General features: G+C 71.2%; 14 protein-coding genes and 1 riboswitch. Of the genes, 9 read left to right on the forward strand and 5 right to left on the reverse strand.

Translation table 11 applies throughout. From position 1 onward, the window contains the following. Positions 1–418 precede the first annotated feature (418 nt). Together NIE111_RS09300 and NIE111_RS09305 are read right to left on the reverse strand one after the other, a co-directional pair. Positions 419–1,411 carry a zinc-dependent alcohol dehydrogenase family protein gene (locus NIE111_RS09300; RefSeq protein ID WP_238683986.1) on the reverse strand — a complete coding sequence of 331 codons (993 nt, stop codon included), beginning with the start codon at positions 1,409–1,411 and terminating at the stop codon, positions 419–421. A 109-nt stretch (positions 1,412–1,520) separates the two neighbouring features. Then, positions 1,521–1,967, reverse strand: a complete 447-nt coding sequence (locus NIE111_RS09305) for an acyl-CoA thioesterase (protein ID WP_238684380.1) — start codon at positions 1,965–1,967, stop codon at positions 1,521–1,523. A gap of 203 nt (positions 1,968–2,170) precedes the next feature. Then, positions 2,171–2,384: riboswitch (cobalamin riboswitch) on the reverse strand. Positions 2,385–2,515: 131 nt separating this feature from the next. Here NIE111_RS09305 and NIE111_RS09310 point away from each other — a divergent pair. From NIE111_RS09310 to NIE111_RS09335, 6 genes are all read left to right on the forward strand, one after another. Further along, positions 2,516–4,609 carry a DUF8832 domain-containing protein gene (locus NIE111_RS09310; protein ID WP_238683987.1) on the forward strand — a complete coding sequence of 698 codons (2,094 nt, stop codon included), beginning with the start codon at positions 2,516–2,518 and terminating at the stop codon, positions 4,607–4,609. Between the two features lie 65 nt (positions 4,610–4,674). Then, on the forward strand, positions 4,675–5,277 hold the full coding sequence (locus NIE111_RS09315; protein ID WP_238683988.1) for a copper chaperone PCu(A)C: 603 nt from the start codon (positions 4,675–4,677) through the stop codon (positions 5,275–5,277). 23 nt (positions 5,278–5,300) lie between these two features. Continuing rightward, on the forward strand, positions 5,301–6,515 hold the full coding sequence (locus tag NIE111_RS09320) for a Dyp-type peroxidase (protein WP_238683989.1): 1,215 nt from the start codon (positions 5,301–5,303) through the stop codon (positions 6,513–6,515). Next, positions 6,512–7,093 carry a copper resistance CopC family protein gene (locus tag NIE111_RS09325; protein WP_238683990.1) on the forward strand — a complete coding sequence of 194 codons (582 nt, stop codon included), beginning with the start codon at positions 6,512–6,514 and terminating at the stop codon, positions 7,091–7,093. The genes NIE111_RS09320 and NIE111_RS09325 overlap by 4 nt, the downstream gene beginning before the upstream one ends. A 313-nt stretch (positions 7,094–7,406) precedes the next feature. Then, on the forward strand, positions 7,407–9,407 hold the full coding sequence (locus NIE111_RS09330; RefSeq protein ID WP_238683991.1) for a bifunctional copper resistance protein CopD/cytochrome c oxidase assembly protein: 2,001 nt from the start codon (positions 7,407–7,409) through the stop codon (positions 9,405–9,407). Further along, entirely contained in the window at positions 9,341–10,717 is a 1,377-nt protein-coding gene (locus NIE111_RS09335) for a PepSY-associated TM helix domain-containing protein (RefSeq protein WP_238684381.1), read from the forward strand. The genes NIE111_RS09330 and NIE111_RS09335 overlap by 67 nt, the downstream gene beginning before the upstream one ends. A gap of 48 nt (positions 10,718–10,765) precedes the next feature. Here NIE111_RS09335 and NIE111_RS09340 read toward each other — a convergent pair whose 3' ends face one another. Further along, positions 10,766–11,899, reverse strand: a complete 1,134-nt coding sequence (locus tag NIE111_RS09340) for an oxalate decarboxylase family bicupin (RefSeq protein ID WP_238683992.1) — start codon at positions 11,897–11,899, stop codon at positions 10,766–10,768. 13 nt (positions 11,900–11,912) lie between these two features. Beyond that, positions 11,913–12,173, reverse strand: a complete 261-nt coding sequence (locus NIE111_RS09345) for a hypothetical protein (RefSeq protein WP_238683993.1) — start codon at positions 12,171–12,173, stop codon at positions 11,913–11,915. 198 nt (positions 12,174–12,371) lie between these two features. Here NIE111_RS09345 and NIE111_RS09350 point away from each other — a divergent pair, with 198 nt between their 5' ends. Together NIE111_RS09350 and NIE111_RS09355 are read left to right on the forward strand one after the other, a co-directional pair. After that, entirely contained in the window at positions 12,372–13,943 is a 1,572-nt protein-coding gene (locus tag NIE111_RS09350) for a helix-turn-helix transcriptional regulator (RefSeq protein ID WP_238683994.1), read from the forward strand. A 7-nt stretch (positions 13,944–13,950) separates the two neighbouring features. Beyond that, positions 13,951–14,778 (forward strand): hypothetical protein, encoded by an 828-nt coding sequence (locus NIE111_RS09355; protein WP_238683995.1) that lies wholly within the window; start codon positions 13,951–13,953, stop codon positions 14,776–14,778. Positions 14,779–14,781: 3 nt separating this feature from the next. Here the strand turns inward: NIE111_RS09355 and NIE111_RS09360 are convergent, their stop codons facing one another. Further along, positions 14,782–15,792, reverse strand: coding sequence for an aldo/keto reductase (locus NIE111_RS09360; protein ID WP_238683996.1), 1,011 nt, complete (start codon positions 15,790–15,792; stop codon positions 14,782–14,784). A 116-nt stretch (positions 15,793–15,908) separates the two neighbouring features. Between NIE111_RS09360 and NIE111_RS32220 the strand changes: the two genes are divergently transcribed. Continuing rightward, positions 15,909–16,517: a TetR/AcrR family transcriptional regulator gene (locus NIE111_RS32220; RefSeq protein ID WP_238683997.1), complete on the forward strand. Its 609-nt coding sequence runs from the start codon at positions 15,909–15,911 to the stop codon at positions 16,515–16,517. Positions 16,518–16,631 lie beyond the last annotated feature (114 nt).

The raw sequence follows: 16,631 nt of genomic DNA on the forward strand, positions 1-16,631 counted from the left end.
GTTGGGCAGTCGTAGACCGTCCAGCTCCTCCGGACGGAGACAAAAGGGAGCGCCCTACCGGACGAACGACCTTGTTCCCGTCTGGGCAAACGTTCCGACGGTGGCAGGTTCCTCACCTACCGGCTCAACGAGATGTGGTCATCGCAACCATCGGCCTGATGGGTTAGAGCAAGAGTTCGTTCCTGCACCGCCGCGGGTGGTTCCTTACAACCCTGCTTGGGGCCGGCGCCAGCCATCCCGGAACAACACGCCTGACCACTTCGCCAACCTGCACCCAATCTGCTCCCAGTTGCGGGGCCAGGCCCACCAACAGCTCCTTACCGCCTTGACCTGCGCACACTCCCCTGCAAGGCCACCTAGAACCTTGTCGACCGCTGGCAGAACCACAGAGCACTCCGCGGTGAACGAACGGCTCGGCTCAACCGGCGACGTCCACGACGACCTTGCCCTCGGCGGTGCCGCCGGCAACCAGGTCGTGGGCGTCCATGACCGTGTCGAGCGTGAACGCTCGCGGGTCCAGTCGCGGGCGCAACGCGCCGGCATCGGCCAGCGCCGCGATCTCGCGCAGGATGTCGCCGTGGTGTTCGCGGCCCCGGCCGGTGAGCATCGGCAAGAGAGTGAACACGCCGGAGTAGGTCGCGCCCCGGAACGACAGCGGAGCCAGCGAGTGTGAGCCCCAGCCCAGCGCGCTGACGACGTGCCCGTGATAGGTGCGTACCGCCGCGAACGACGCGTCGAGCGTCGCGCCGCCGACGTTGTCCACGATGATGTCGAACCCCTCGCCGCCGGTGTACCTCTCGACGTACTCCTCGACCTTGCTCGCCGTGTAGTCGATCGGCACCGCGCCCAGGCTCTCGATCACCCGCATGCTCGCCGGCCCGCCCGTGGCGTACGCCTCGGCGCCGCGCGCCTGGGCGAGTTGCACACCCACGTATCCGACCCCGCCGGCACCGCCGTGCACCAGCACCTTCTGGCCGGCGTGGACCCCAGCCCGGTCGACGAGCCCCTCCCAGGAGGTGATCGCCGCCAGGGGCAGCACGGCGGCCTCCCGCATCGAGAGGCTCCTCGGCTTGTGGGCAAGCAGCCGGGCGTCCACGGCGGCGTACTCGGCCAGCGAGCCCTGAAGGCCGCCGACGCCCCCGCACAACCCGTACACCTCGTCTCCCGGCGCGAAGCCGGTCACGTCCGCGCCGACCGCCGCGACGACACCGGCGAGGTCCAGGCCGAGCACCGCGGGCAGCTCGACACGCGCGTGCGCGGCCTTTCCAGCCTGGATCTTCGTGTCGAGCGGGTTGACCCCGCTGGCGACGATCCGCACCAGCACCTGCCCGCGCTCGGGGGTGGGTTGATCGATCTCCTCGACCGTCAGCGGAACGTCGAACTCCCGCAACACCGCAGCGCGCATAACCATCCACACTCTCCGTGATCGAGGCTTCACGTGGACGCTATCCGACCGGATAGGTGGCGGGGCGGGTTCCTCGGACCGCGCCAGCGCCGCCACGGGCGGGCCCGAGCGCGGGTCAGTCGTCTTCGGCACCGTCGAGCAACGCGCGTCGCAGCGCCAGTCGGTGCTTCCGGCGGATCTCCGCCTCCCGGTACCGACGCCGGTCCCCGTCGGTCTCCGGTAGCAGCGGCGGCACCGTCCGAGGCTGACCGTCGTCGTCGATGGCGACCATGACCAGGTGGGCGGTGGCCACGTCGGTGGGCGGCACCGCCCGGTCCCACCGGTCGGCGGTCACCTTGACGGCCACCTCCATCGAGCTGCGGCCGGCCCAGGTGATCCGGGCGTCGACGTGCACGACGTCGCCGACCCGCACCGCGCGGAGAAACGCCGTCTCGTCGATGGCGGCGGTCACCGCCGGTCCGTCGGAGTGCCGGGCGGCGACCACACCGGCGACGGAGTCGATGAGGTTGAGGATCCGGCCGCCGTGCACCGTACCCATCAGGTTGGTGTGGTGCTGGTCCATGATCTGCGAAAGGGTCAGGTGCGACGCCGACGGCGCTCGGCCGGCGATGGTGGTGGTGGTGGTGTCATGCACAGCGGCAGTCCGTCCCTCGGGAAACCACACCGCCGGGTCGCGGACACACGCTGACGAGGACCTGGCCGTGCACCACGCGCACGGCCCGTCACCCGCTCAGCCCACCCGCGAGGCCGACGGCAGCGCACACGGTTGTGTACGCGGCGCCGGCAGGTCTTCGGACTCGCGGGCCTGACCGGTCGCGCCGGTCCCCTACTGGCCGTCGCTTCCCAGGCCGTTGGCCCAGTGCTGATGACGGCGGTCGTTCCCACTCACCGCTGCGGGGCAGCCCCGGATTTTCACCGGGTTCCCTCTTACGACGCCCAGCCGGTCACGACGGGGCGAACCAGCGCCGTCGGCGAGCATAGCTGGCCAGGGAATGTGTCCACCCGGGGCGTCCCGCCGCGGCAACGGAGGGCCTGATCGTCAACTTTTGTCGTCTGAGGAAGAAGATCGCCAGCTATTGAAAAAAGTCTCGCGAGGGTGAGGATATCCAGATGCGTCGTCTCCCCCAGACTTGCGGGCGGGTGGTCTCGGGCCTCCTCGCGTTCCTCCTCGCCTCGGCGGTCGCCCTCCTCGCGTCCGCCCAACCCGCCGCCGCGCACGGGACCCTCGCCATGTCCACACCGGCGAGCGGCGCCACGGTGCGCGAGCCGTTGACGGAGGTGCGGCTGTACTTCACCGAGAAGGCCGCCGCCAACGCGTTCTTCACGATCACCGCCCCGGGCGGCGTCCGTGTCGACAACGGCTGGTCGTATGGGGAGCCGAAGCCACTGGACAAGCCGGTACGCGAGTATTTCCTGGTCAACGGTCAGTTCGAGCCACGGGAGTACACGACGGGGTTCCCCGCGGTGGTGTCCGTCGCCCACCTGCCCGCCAAGGGCCAGTACTCGGTGAGCTACCTGTCGGTCGCCTCGGACGGCGACACCGTGCGGGGCACCCTGACCTTCCGCTACGACGGTCGGGTGACGGCAGCGCCGAAGGGGTGGAGCCCGCCGTCGACCCAACCGGACCCGGCGCTGGTGGCCGCCACCGAGCAGCACAACTCGTCCGGGCAGGCCTCGGCGGTGCCGACCACCGCCGACGATCCGTCGACCCCGCCGGCTGCGGCGGCCCCGTCGACCGGGTCGACCGAGGAGAGCGGTCCCGGGGCACCGGCCTGGGCCGGCTGGGCGGCGGCGGTCGCGGCGGTCGGGGCGGCGGTCGGGTTCGTCGTCTGGCGTCGCCGATCCGCCGGCACACCCACCGGCCGGGGCCGTGCCTCGGCGGCGACCTCCGGTCGACGCGGCGGTGGCGCCCGTACCACGAATAGGGCCGGCACTGGCAATACCGTCGGCGGCAAGGCCGCCGGGGACAAAACCGCCGGGGGCAAGACCGTCGGCGGCAAGACCGCCGCTGGCAAGACCGTCGGGGGCAAGGCCGGTGCGGCGACCGGCGTCGTCGCGCGTACCGCGAGCGACAAACGGCGGCCCGCCACAGTGCCGGCGGCGCGCAAGGGCACCACGGTCGTCACGGCCCGCACGGGCGTTGCGGTCGATCCGACGCCTACCGATCAGGTGACCACGGCCCTCGCCAGCACGGACGACGAGCTGACGGTCGACACCGGACCACGGCCCGACACGGACCTCGCCGCCGCGACGCCTGGGTCCCGGTTGAGCAACACCCACCTGGCGCTGTTCGTCGGTGGCCTGGTGGCGGCCCTGTTGGCCGGGTTCGGGTTGGCCCGTATCGGCACCGCCGACGAGAGTCCGGCGACCAGCAACGCACGACCGTCAGCCGGCGGATCGCCCGCCTCGGGACAGGTGGGCTCCGCGACCGACGGGCACCAACACCCGGCGGGCACCGGGCCGCACACGCATCGGGGTGACGACGCGACAGGCGCGACGCTGGCGACCGGCACGACGGTCAGCGCCGGTGGGTACACCCTGCAACCGCTGGAGCGGTCCCAACCCCCTGGTGTACGCGCCGACTACCGGTTCCGCATCGTCGGGACCGACAGGCAGCCGGCAACGACCTTCGCTGTCGTCCACGACAAGCCATTGCACCTGATCGTGGTCGGCCGCGACCTGTCCGGCTACCAGCACCTGCACCCGACGATGGCACCCGACGGCACCTGGAGTGTCCCCCTGACGCTGGCCCGGCCCGGGGGCTACCGCGTCTACGCCGACTTCTCCGTCACCGCGGCCGACGGCAAGCAGCAGCCCCTCGTGCTCGGCGTCGACCACACGGTGCCCGGCGCGCACAACCCGACCGTGCTGCCGCCCGCGGCGGCACAGGCGACGGCTGGCCCGTACACGGTCTCGATGACCGGCGCCCCGACGGTGGGGGTGACGGCGCCGATGCACTTCCAGGTCAGCGCCGACCCGACCGTACCGGCGCAGTTGGAGCGGTACCTGGGCTCGTACGGGCACCTGGTCGTCGTCCGTGAGGGCGACCTCGGCTACGTGCACGTCCACCCCGAGCAGGAACTGGTCGACGGGACCGTCAAGTTCTGGCTGACCGCGCCGAGTTCAGGCCGGTACCGGGCCTTCTTCGACTTCCAGGTCGCCGGCACTGTGCACACCGGGGAGTTCACGATCAACGTTCCCTGAGTCCGGAACTTTCTCCGAGCTGCGGCCGACCAACCTCCCAGCAGCAACCATCGGAGGAAGAACACATGCGCACCACCAGCCCGAACGCTTCACGCCGCCGCTCGGCCGCCATCCTCGCCGCCGCGATCCTGACGGTGGGCGTCGCCGGTTGCGGCTCGTCCGACTCTCCGTCGACAGCGCAGGCGAGCCCGCCCGCGTCGGCCTCGGCCAACCCGGACGCTGGTGTGCTCGGCATTCGTGACCCGTGGGTGAAGGCCGCCGACAAGGGCATGACGGCGGCCTTCGGGACCCTGGTCAACGACGGCGACACCGATGTCACGGTGACGAGTGCCGCGACCTCGCTGTCGCCGATGGAGCTGCACGAGATGGCGATGAAGGACGGCAAGATGGTGATGCGGCAGAAGCAGGGCGGCATCGTGATCAAGGCCAAGAGCACGCACGCCTTGGAGCCCGGGGGCGACCACCTCATGCTGATGAACCTCGCCAAGCCCGTTCAGGCCGGCGACGAGTTGACAGTCACCCTCACCTTCGCCGACGGCAAGACCCAGCAGTTCCGCGCCGTGGCCAAGCCGTTCACCGGCGCGCAGGAGAGCTACGCCCCCGGGCACGGCGAGCCGATGCCCAGCATGAGCGCCACGCCGGAGATGAGCATGAGCCCGGCATCGTGACGCGGACACCACAGGTCCGGCCGGTGAGCAGGCGCGGCCTGCTCACCGGCGGAGCACTGGCCGCCGGCGGAGCCCTGGCCGGTGGTGCCGCGATCGCCGGCACCCGCGCGGGGAGAACCGCGCCGCCGACGGCGACCGCCGCCGACACGACGCCCGTGGCGACCGTCGGAAGGCTGGTCGAGCCGTTCCACGGCGCCCGGCAGGCCGGGGTGGCCACCGAACCGCAGGCGCACGCGTCGTTCGTGGCGCTCACACTGCGGGCCGGCGTCGACCGGGCCGCGCTGGGCCGAATGTTGCGGTTGCTCACCGACGACGCCGCGCGGCTCACCCAGGGCCGACCCGCGCTGGCCGACACCGAGGCCGAACTCGGGCTGCTGCCGGCACGGTTGACAGTGACCTTCGGCTTCGGGCCGGGCCTCTACCGGGCGGCCGCCGTCGACGACCGCCGGCCGGCATCGGTCACCGAACTGCCGTCGTTCCGCATCGACCGGCTTCAGCCGGCCTGGTCCGGCGGCGACCTGCTGCTGCAGATCTGCGCTGACGACGCGATCTCCGTCGCCCACGCCCAGCGGGTCCTGATCAAGGACAGCCGACCGTTCGCCACTGTGCGGTGGGTCCAGCAGGGCTTCCGGCGCAGCCCCGGTGTCGAGCCGGGCGGCCACACCCAACGCAACCTGTTCGGTCAGCTCGACGGCACCGCCAACCCTCGACCCGGCGCGCCCATGGACACCGCCCTCTGGGTCCCGGACGGCCCGGCGTGGCTGCGTGACAGCACGACAGTGGTCCTCCGGCGGATCAGCATGAACATGGAAACGTGGGACCTGCTCGGCCGGACCGACCGCGAACTCGCTGTCGGCCGACGGCTCGACACCGGCGCCCCGCTCACCGGCACCGCCGAACACGACGAACCCGACTTCGCCGCCACCGACGCCGACGGCCTCACCGTCATCCCCGACTTCTCGCACATGACCCGCGCTCACATCACCGACGACCGGCTGAAGATCCTGCGCCGGCCCTACAACTACGACGGGGTGCCGACGGTGGAGGGCCACGCGGACAGCGGCCTGATCTTCACCTCGTACCAGGCCGACATCGCCCGACAGTTCCTGCCCATCCAGCGCCGGCTGGCCGATCGGGACCTACTCAACGAGTGGACCACGCCGATCGGGTCCGCTGTCTTCGCCATCCCGCCCGGATGTCAACCGGGCGGGTGGATCGGCGAGCAGGTGCTCGGATGACCACGCCCACCGTCATGACCGTACCGTCGTCCCGCCCCACCGCCGTCCGGCTGGGCGCGGCGGTCCTCGCCGTCCTCGTGGCGGTGCTCATCCCGGCCGGCCCGGCCTGGGCGCACAACTCGCTCAAGACGGCCACGCCCGCCCGGGACGCGACGGTGCAGAGCGCACCGACCGAGGTCACGCTCGAATTCATGCAGCGACTCGACCCGGCGTTCACCACCATCGTGCTCACCGACGCCGGCAAGCGGAAGCTTCCTATCGGCGAACCGGTGGTCACCGGCGCGAAGAGCACGGTCCAGGTGACCGACACCCTGCCGAACGGGACCTACACGGTCGCCTACCGGGTCGTCTCCGTCGACGGGCACCCGGTGCAGGGGTCCTATCCGTTCACTGTGGCCGATCCGACCTCCAGCGCCGCGCCGGTTTCCAACGTCAGCGCGTCGGTACCCGCCCCGTCCGCCGCCGCCGCTAAGTCCGGCGGCGGTCCGAGCGCCGGCGTACTCGTCGCGGCTGCCGCGTTGGCCCTTCTCGTCCTGGTGACGGCTGGGCTGCTGTGGCGGCGGGCGGCCCGGCGCTGATCCGACCCTCCCTCGTGCGGTCGGCTCGCCCCATCACCTCACCAAGCAAGGTCATCACGTGTCCGACACAGAACCACGGCAGTCCTCCATCGACGATCCGAGCGGTGCCCGCACCGTCGCGGTAACCCCGACCGGTCCAGCCCCGTCCGCCGTCCGAGACAAAGGTCTTCCGGGATCCGGCTGGTTGGTCACTGTCGTCGCCGTCGCGTCGGGGGTCACAGTGTTGGTGCTCGGCCTGCGGGTCGGGGGTGCGCTCACGGCCGCGATTCCGGGCCTCCCTGACGCGGGACCGATCACGACCAGGGCGCTACCCGTGTTCCGGCTGCTGTCCGACGGTCTGGCCACCGTCACCGTCGGCATGCTGGTGACCGCCGCGTTCCTGCTGCCCGGCGACGGACGCAGCGTCTCGCCGCACGGCTACCTGCTGCTGCGGCGGGCCGGTGTCGCCGCGCTCGGTTGGTCGGCGGCGGCGCTGTCCCTGCTGGCACTGACCGCCTCGGACCTGCTCGGCCAACCACTGACGACACTCGGGCCCGCGACCGTCGTCAGTTTCGCCACCACCATCTCGCAGGGCCAGTCGCTCACACTCCAGGCCGCACTGGCAATGACCGTGGCTCTGCTGGCCAGATTCGGGGTGTCCCGTGGGCTCGCCGCTACCGTCGCGGTCCTGGCCCTGGTGGCGGTGCTGCCCCCGGCCTTCACCGGGCACTCCGCCGGGGCCGGTAACCACCAGATCGCCGTCACCAGCCTGGCCCTGCACATCCTCGCTGCCGCGGTGTGGATCGGCGCCCTCATCGCCCTGCTGGTGGTACGACGCAGTCGGCTGCTGGCCGACGCCGCCGCCCGGTACAGCCGCCTCGCCCTGGGCTGCTTCGTCGCCGTGACTGTCAGCGGGGCAGCCAACGCCGCGGTTCGCCTCGGTCCGGTCGACCAACTCTGGCACTCCCGCTACGGCTGGTTGGTGCTCGGCAAGCTCGCCGCCCTGCTGATCCTCGGCACGCTCGGCGCGGTACACCGCTCCCGCACCCTGCCGGCGTTGCGCGCTGGACGACGATGGGCGTTCGGCCGACTCGCCGCCGGTGAACTGATCGTGTTCGCCGCCACGGTGGGGCTGGCCGTGGCGCTCTCCCGCAGCCCCACCCCGGTCGCCGAAGCCGGCACCGACGCCGACGCGATCACCGAGCTGCTCGGCTTCCCGATGCCCACCGCACCCACCGCTGGCGACCTGCTCGGACAGCCGCTGCCGGACATGTTCTTCCTGACCCTCTGCGCTCTCGGCATCGGCGCTTACCTGGCCGGCGTGCGACGGATGCACGTCGGCGGACACCGCTGGCCGGTCGCCCGGACGGCAAGCTGGGTGGGCGGGCTGCTGCTGCTCGCCGCGACCACCAACCTCGGTGTCGCCCGCTACGCGTACGTGCTGTTCAGCGCGCACATGGCCCAGCACATGGCGCTGTCGATGCTGGTGCCGATCCTGCTGGTCGGCGGCGCGCCGATCACCCTCGCCCTCCGCACCCTGCGTCGACCAACCGACCCGGGGGTACGCGGTGCCCGGGAGTGGCTGCTGATCGCGGTGCACAGCCGGCTCACGAAACTGCTCACCCATCCGCTCGTCGCGCTGGGCATCTACACCGCCAGCCTGTTCGGCCTGTACTTCAGCGACCTGCTCGGTGTGCTGATGCGCTCCCACCTCGGTCACCTCGCGATGCTCACCCACTTCGTGGTCGCCGGCTATCTGCTGTTCTGGGTGCTCATCGGGGTCGACCCGGGCCGCCGACGCCTCCCCCATCCCCTGCTGGTGATCATCCACCTGGCGTCGATGATGGCGCACGGCATCTTCGGCCTGGTCCTCATGCAGACGACCACAGTCATCGCCCCCGACTGGTACCTCGCCGTGCACCCGAGCTGGGCGTCGTCGCTGCTGGCCGATCAGAAGCTCGGCGCCGGCATCGCCTGGGCGTTCGGCGAGCTGCCCGCCGTCGTCGTCATGATCGTCCTGATTCGCCAGTGGATCCGTGCCGACCGATCTTCGGGAACCGCCGACGGCTCTCCCCCGACTACCAGTCAGGGCCGGCGCGACACCCCACCGGGCGACCAGACCAGTACGGGAACAGCTTCGTGCTTCCCGACTCTTCCGATCGGATCACCATGTCTCTCACCGAACTGTCCGGCACGCCGACGGCGGAGCCCGCCACTACCACCGAGAAACCGGCCCGACCCGTCCGGCGCCCGTCAGCGTTCGGCGCGCTGCTGCTGCGGCTGCACTTCTACGCCGGCATCCTCGTCGCCCCGTTCCTGGTGGTCGCCGCACTGACCGGCCTGGCCTTCACCACCACCCCGCAACTCGACACCATCCTCTACGGCGACCAGCTGACCGTCGCCCAGGTGGGTGAGCGTCAACTGCCGCTGGCCGAGCAGATCGGGGCCGCGCGCAACGCGCACCCCGACGGCAGCATCGCCACTGTGCAACCCGGTGACGGCGACCGGACCACGAAGGTGGTGTTCTCCCTGCCCGAGCTCGGCGAGAACCAGCACACCGTCTACATCAACCCGTACACCGGCGAGTCCCAGGGGCAACTCACCACCTGGTTCGGGTCCACACCGGTCACCACCTGGCTGGACGACCTGCACCGCCACCTGCACCTGGGCGCCGTGGGCGAAAACTACTCCGAACTGGCCGCGAGCTGGCTGTGGGTGATGGCGCTCGGCGGGGTCATCCTCTGGTGGCGTCGACGCGGCGCCGCCCGAGCCGCCGCTCGGCACCTGCTCGTGCCGGACCTGTCCACCGGCAAGGGGGTCCGCCGTACCCGGGGATGGCACGCCACCACCGGCATCTGGCTCACCGTCGGACTGCTCTTCCTCTCGGTCACCGGCCTGACCTGGTCCCGCTACGCCGGCGCGAACTTCACCGCAGGCCTCGACGCGCTGAGCGCCCGCACCCCGGAGATCTCCACCAGCCTCACCGCCGGTCCCCCCGCCCCTGCCGAGACCGGCGGGGGCCACGAGCACGGCGCCGCCGGGGCGGGCGGCGTCGTCGAGTCGGCGGCCTTCGATCGGGTCCTGACGGTCGCTCGCGGCGCGGGCCTCTCCGGGCCGGTCGAGATCAGCCCCGCGCCGGAGCCGGGCTCCGCCTGGACCGTCACGCAGGTCGACAACACCTGGCCGGTCAAGAAGGACCGCATCGCCGTCGACCCGGCCTCCAACACGGTCACCGCCCGCAGCGACTTCGCCGACTGGCCCCTGCTGGCCAAACTGAGCGGTCTCGGCATCCAGGCCCACATGGGGATCCTCTTCGGTCTGGTCAACCAGATCCTGCTCGCCGCGCTCGCCCTCGGCCTGCTCTGTGTCATCTTCTGGGGCTACCGCATGTGGTGGCAACGCCGGCCCATCCGCGCCGACCGCCGTGCGATCGCCGGCACCCCGCCGGCCCGCGGCGGCGTACGCGGTCTGCCGTTCTGGGCGCTGCTGATCGGCGTTCCGGTGACAGTGGCGATCGGCTGGACGCTGCCCCTGTTCGGGCTCACCCTGCTCGCTTTCCTCGTCATCGACGTGGTGGTGGGTGCGGTGTCTCGACGCCGGCGACCTGCTGCGGCCCCCACCTCCCCGGCACCCGCGGGGAGCTGATCCACCGGACCGGCCGTCCGTCCTCCGACGGACGGCCGGACGCTTCGCTCAGATCACTACCTGTTTGGTGTTCGGCAGGCTGTCGACTATCGACTTCTGCACGTTGATCGTGTCGGCGATGACCTCGTGGGGCGTGTTGGCCATCCACTGCATCACCGAGATGTCCTCGAACCGGGGATGGCGGAACATCTCCAGGAACACCAGTGGCTCGTCGCCGGTGTTCTCGATGTAGTGGCCGTACGCGAACGGGACGTAGCCCACGTCGCCGGCCTGGAAGTCGAACGTCCGGGCCGCGGCCTGGGAGGCGAAGACGCCCATCCGCCCGGTGCCGGAGATGTAGTACTGCCACTCGTCGGTGGTGGGATGCCAGTGCAGTTCGCGCATCCCTCCCGGCTCGACCTCGACCAGGGCCGCGGCGGTGGTCACGGAGGCGGCGAAGTTGGTCGAGTCGGTGATCCGGACCGTTCCGCCCCGGAATCGCTGCGGGGTCTGCGCGAGCATCCGGTGCTTGAAGCTTCGTGGGATGTCACCGGTCGGGCTGACCACCCGATCCTGCTGCAGGGGCGGTGGGACGTCGCCCTGGAAGATGTACTTCTCCCGTTCGGGCAGGTTCTCCATCTGTTCCAGCGTCCAGCCGAAGTTCTTGGCCAGGACGTGTCGAGGGGTGTGGGCGAAGAAGTCGCTGAGGAGGAACGTGTTGTTCTCCGAGAACGCGCCGTCGTCGAAGACCAGCAGGAACTGCGCGCCGTCGTCCAACGCCTGGATGTTGTGCGGCACGCCCTGCGGAAAGAACCACAGATCGCCCGCCTTCACGTCCTCGATGAAGTTGCGGCCCTCGTGGTCGACGGCGCTGATCCGGCAGCTGCCGCTGAGCATGTACGCCCACTCCGACTGCTGGTGCCAGTGGATTTCCCGGTACGCGCCCGGCTCGAGACCGAATTGGACGCCGGACAACTGGCTGGCGATCGGGAGGTCTCGGTTGGTGACCTCGCGGGTCCAGCCACCCTTCTCCACGCGGGTGTGCGCCTGGGAGAACGAGAACTTGAGGTTGGGCACCAGCCGGCTGTCGGTCGTTGGTGGAACCAGGAGATCCGGGTTCTGCCGCTCGACCTCCACGTTGCGGCCTGCGAAGGGCGGGGCGCCCTGGTCGCCGCGCCGCGGCTCGGGATCGCTGTTCGCCATGATCGCTGTCTCCTCACTCGGGTTGGATCGGGTGGGGCGCGGAAACGGACCCGCCCCGCAGCCGTAGCCGGGACGAGATCCCCAGCAGCGCGCGCAGTCCGGGCCAGCCGTACTGGACCGCGATCGCGACCGGAATCGCCGCGGCGGTCGCCATCAGCACCAGGCGGGTCCACGCCGGAGCATGACCACCCGCCCCGGTGCCGGCGTAGAGGACGAACATCAGCAGTACGACCCGGAGCCGATGCAGACCGGGAAGTTCGGTGAGCTGGGCCATGATTCGATGATCGGCGCCGAACGCCGCCCGTCGCATCACGTGATCGCGCCATTACCGCAGGTCAAATCCCGGACGGCGGGGGCCATTCGGCGCAATCCCGCCGGTTCGTCGATCTGCTCGCCCGTACCTGCCACCATGGCTAGGCTCGGTCGCAGGACGGCCTTTCGACACGCCTGGTAACAACCGGGGAGAACGCCATTGTCCGAATCACCCTTCAACGCCGGAACGCTCCCGGCCGACGACATCACCAGCGACGCCGAGCAACGACGGCATCGGCTGTTCGCCACAGCGGATCAGCTCCGGCTGGCCGGACGCGGGATGGAGGCGCTGCACGTCCTGGCGGCGGAGATCGCCACGAGTCGCGACGGCGAGCGCCACCGCGCCCACCTGCTCGGGCGGGTGGCGCAGATCGTGGCACTGGAGCAGCCGACCATCGCCCTCGCCGGCCTGCGGGAGGCGTTGAACCTCCGACTGGACGCCCGCAGCCGCGGCACCCTGCTCGCCCTGATCGCCACGATCGCGGCCCGCACGGGACATCCGGACACCGATGCCCTGCTGCGCGACGCGGGCACGGCGCACGCCGCGTCGGGTGATCAGGCGTCCGCTCGCCAGCTCGCGCTCGGCCGGGCCGCCCGCTCGCTCGCGCACGGTGATCTGCCGGGCGCCCAGGCTGTGCTGGCGGCCCTCGACCCGGATTCCTGGACGGCACGCGCCGACGCCCCGTCCATCCGGGCGGAACGGATCCTCGTGCAGCTCGGCCTGGGCCGGCACCAGGACGCGCGCGCCGCGACCCGCCAGGCGCCCGACGTCTCCCTCACCGGGCTGACCGCGCTCGACTGCCTACGCATGGTGGCAGTGGGAGAGCTGCCCGAGGCGGCCGCGCTGGCCGTGACGACGCTCAGCTCCGGCACTGCGGACCTCAGCAGGGAGGTGCGTGCCCTGTTGGTAGCGGTGATCGGCGAGGTGCGCTACCGCCGGGGCGAGCACGACGACGCCCGCGCCATCCTCCGCGCCTGCCTCGCCGAGGACCGATGGCCCGACCGTACGATGTGGACATTCGCGTTCTGTGTGGCGGTACGCGATCCCGCCCTCAGCGCGCCGGCCGGCCTGCTCACCACTGTCGTCGCCGACCTGCACCGGTCGGTCCGGTCCCTCCTGCCCGTGCCGCACTTCGGCCCCCGACTGGTACGCGCGGCGGTGGCGGCCGACGACACCCGGGCCGCACACCGGGTCACCGAACTGGTCGAGATGGTCTCCACCCGCACCCCGGTGCCGCTGTGGCACGCGCTGGCCGACCAGAGCCGAGGGTTGCGCGACGGCGACCCGGACGCCCTCCGGTCGGCTGTCGACCGGCTGCGCACCACCGCCGCGCGGCCGGCGCTGGCCGACGCGTTGCTCGACCTGGCGAACAATCCCCGGGTACGGCCAGCCGAGGCGCAAGACGCCGCGCACGAGGCGGCTGCCCTCTACGCCCGGATCGGCGCTCCTGGTGACCAGGCGATCGCGGACCGGCGCTGCGCCGACCTCGCCACCGCCCCGCGCCACCGGCCGTCGATCGACGAGCTGCCAAGCCGGGGCATCGGCGCGCTCACCCCCGCCGAGGAGCGGGTGGCCGAGATGCTCGCCGCCGGCGCCACGAAGAAGGAGGCGGCCAGGAGCCTCTTCGTCTCCTTCCACACCGTGGACACCCAACTCCGCTCCATATATCACAAGCTGGGCATTCACAATCGGATGCAGTTGGTGCGGGCCTGGGAACGAACCAGACGATAATCAGCCGATGACCGCGCCAGCCGACCTGACCCCGCTCGCCGAGGCCGTGGAGTGCGAATTCATGCACTCCTACGAGTCGCAGGCGCCCGAGCCCGCGTACACCGATCTCGGGATCGCGACCACCCGCGTCGGCGGCGGTGTCGCCCTGGCCATGCGCAACGATCCCTCCGGCGGGTACTGGAACAAGGCCCTCGGCTTCGGCACCACCGAGCCGTTCACGGTGCGGACCCTGGACGCCGTCCTCGACTTCTACCGGGAGCAGGGCGTCGACCAGGCGGTCCTCCAGCTCGTTCCGTCGGTGCTGCCGGCGGGCTTCGACGAGGTCGCTGCCGCACGCGGGCTCGAGCCGGGCAGCACCTGGGTCAAGCTCGCCGCCCGACCCGGCGACGTCGCCGCGGCGCACACCCGTCTGCGCGTCGCCCCGGTGCCGGCCGCCGAGGCGCGTCGCTGGGCCGACGTGCTGCTCACCGGGTTCGGCATGCCGACCGGTGGGCTCACCGACATGCTGGCCGCGACCGTCGGCCGGCCGGCGTGGCGACCGTACGCGGCCTGGGACGACGAGGAACTCGTCGCGGGCGGCAACCTGTTCCTGCACGGCGAGGCCGCGTCGCTCAACGCCGCCGCGACGGCCTCCGGGCACCGCGGCCTCGGGGCGCAGTCGGCGCTGATCGCCGCCCGCGCCCGAGCCGCGGCCGAGGCGGGATGCCGGTGGCTGTTCGCCGAGACCGGCAAGCCCGCGCCCGGCCAGCAGAACCCGTCGCTGAACAACATGCGCCGGGCCGGTCTGGTGCCGCTCTACGAACGCCGCAACTGGGTCTGGCGGGCAACTGCCTGAGGTTCACTTCTCGCTGTCGAGCAGCGACATCATGGCGGTCGCGTACCGCTGGCCGGACGCGGCGCCGGCCGGCACGGCACGCTCGATCTCGTCCAGCGTGTCCTGGTCGAGCACCAGGTCGACAGCGGCCAGCGACTCGGTCAGCCGGTCGCGTCGCCGCGCCCCGACCAACGGCACGATCTGTTCGCCCTGTGCCGCCACCCAGGCGATCGCCACCTGGCTGGTGGTCGCCCCCAGCCGCTGTGCGACCCGGCCGAGCGCGTCCACCAGGCGCAGGTTGGCGGCCAGGTGCTCGCCCTGGAAGCGTGGGCTGTTGGCCCGGAAGTCCGTGCCGGTCAGCGCACGGTCGGCAGACCAGTGGCCGCTGAGCAGACCTCGGGACAGCACCCCGTAGGCGGTCAACCCGATGCCCAGCTCCCGCAGCGCCGGCAGGATGGTGGCCTCCGGGCCCCGGGAGAGCAGTGAGTACTCGATCTGGACGTCGCTGATCGGCGCCACCGCCGCGGCCCTGCGGATGCTGTCCGCGCCCACCTCGGAGAGCCCGATGTGCCGGATGTAGCCGGCCTGCCGCATCTCCAGCAGCGCGCCCACCGTCTCCTCGATCGGCACCTGCGGGTTCAGCCGCGACGGCCGGTAGATGTCGATGTGATCGGTGCCCAACCGGCGCAGCGAGTACGCGAGCCGGTCCTTCACGGCCGCCGCCGACACGTCGTACGGTGCCGCCTGGAAGCCGCCGTCGGGTGTCCGGCGTGCGCCGAACTTCACGCTGAGCACCACCTCGTCCCGGCGACGCTCCCGCAGCACGCGGCCGATCAGCATCTCGTTGTGACCCGACCCGTAGAAGTCCGCGGTGTCGATCAGGTTCACACCGGCGTCGATCGCCGCGTGCAGCGTCGCGACGCTCTCCGCCTCGTCGGCCGGCCCGTACAGGTCGGACATGCCCATCGCGCCGAGCCCGATGATCGACACCTCCGGCCCGGAGGCACCCAACCGTCGCCGTCGTAGACCCGTCATGTCCATCGTCTCCTTCGGTCGTCGTCGCGGTGCGTCGTGGTGTGCGGGCACCGCTGTGTACGCTGTGTCCATATAACCAGCCAGTAGACAGCGTGTCCATATAATCGGGAGGACCAGTGGCCGAGCTCACCCCGGATGCCCAGACGCCAGCGCGCCGTGGTCGCGGCCGTCGCCCCGCCGACCAGGTACGCGCGGAGATCCTCACGGCGGCCGGTGACCTCCTGCTGGCCGAGGGCATGGCCGGCTTCACCATCGAGAAGGTCGCGGCCCACGCCGGAGCCAGCCGGATGACCATCTACAAGTGGTGGCCCTCCAAGGGAGCGCTCGCCCTGGACGGCTACTTCACAGTCGTCGCGCCCACCCTGGCCTTCGCCGACACCGCCGACATCGTCGCCGACCTGACCAACCAGCTCGTGGCCTTCGTCCACCTGGTGCGGGACACCACCGCCGGGCGGGTCATCAGCCAACTCATCGGACAGGCGCAGACCGATCCGGAACTGGCCGCCGCCTACCGCGAGCGCTACTCCGCACCCCGCCGGGCCCTCGCCGTCGAAACCCTCAGCAGGGCAATGGCCCGGGGGCAGCTACGGCCCGACATCGACCCCGAATCGGTCGTCGACCAACTCTGGGGCGCCTGCTACCACCGGCTGCTCATCGCCGACCTGCCGCTCACCGAGGACTTCGCCCGCACCCTTGTCGACAACCTCATCCGTGGACTGCGCTGACCGACCAGCGGGCAGGCCACCACGCCACGCCACAGATCGAACCGGGCCCCGCGGGCGACCACCCGACCAACATGAAGATCATGTTCAATCGATGCTAACGTCATTGATCGATGC

Origin of the sequence: Micromonospora hortensis, assembly GCF_022230935.1 — a bacterium.
GTDB lineage: Bacteria > Actinomycetota > Actinomycetes > Mycobacteriales > Micromonosporaceae > Micromonospora > Micromonospora hortensis.

What these genes read in the sequence shown, in the direction of transcription:
- NIE111_RS09300 (WP_238683986.1), bottom strand. Translation starts at nt 1,411, where the DNA reads ATGGTTATGCGCGCTGCGGTGTTGCGGGAGTTCGACGTTCCGCTGACG.
- NIE111_RS09305 (WP_238684380.1), bottom strand. Translation starts at nt 1,967, where the DNA reads ATGGACCAGCACCACACCAACCTGATGGGTACGGTGCACGGCGGCCGG.
- NIE111_RS09310 (WP_238683987.1), top strand. Translation starts at nt 2,516, where the DNA reads ATGCGTCGTCTCCCCCAGACTTGCGGGCGGGTGGTCTCGGGCCTCCTC.
- NIE111_RS09315 (WP_238683988.1), top strand. Translation starts at nt 4,675, where the DNA reads ATGCGCACCACCAGCCCGAACGCTTCACGCCGCCGCTCGGCCGCCATC.
- NIE111_RS09325 (WP_238683990.1), top strand. Translation starts at nt 6,512, where the DNA reads ATGACCACGCCCACCGTCATGACCGTACCGTCGTCCCGCCCCACCGCC.
- NIE111_RS09340 (WP_238683992.1), bottom strand. Translation starts at nt 11,899, where the DNA reads ATGGCGAACAGCGATCCCGAGCCGCGGCGCGGCGACCAGGGCGCCCCG.
- NIE111_RS09345 (WP_238683993.1), bottom strand. Translation starts at nt 12,173, where the DNA reads ATGGCCCAGCTCACCGAACTTCCCGGTCTGCATCGGCTCCGGGTCGTA.
- NIE111_RS09355 (WP_238683995.1), top strand. Translation starts at nt 13,951, where the DNA reads ATGACCGCGCCAGCCGACCTGACCCCGCTCGCCGAGGCCGTGGAGTGC.
- NIE111_RS09360 (WP_238683996.1), bottom strand. Translation starts at nt 15,792, where the DNA reads ATGACGGGTCTACGACGGCGACGGTTGGGTGCCTCCGGGCCGGAGGTG.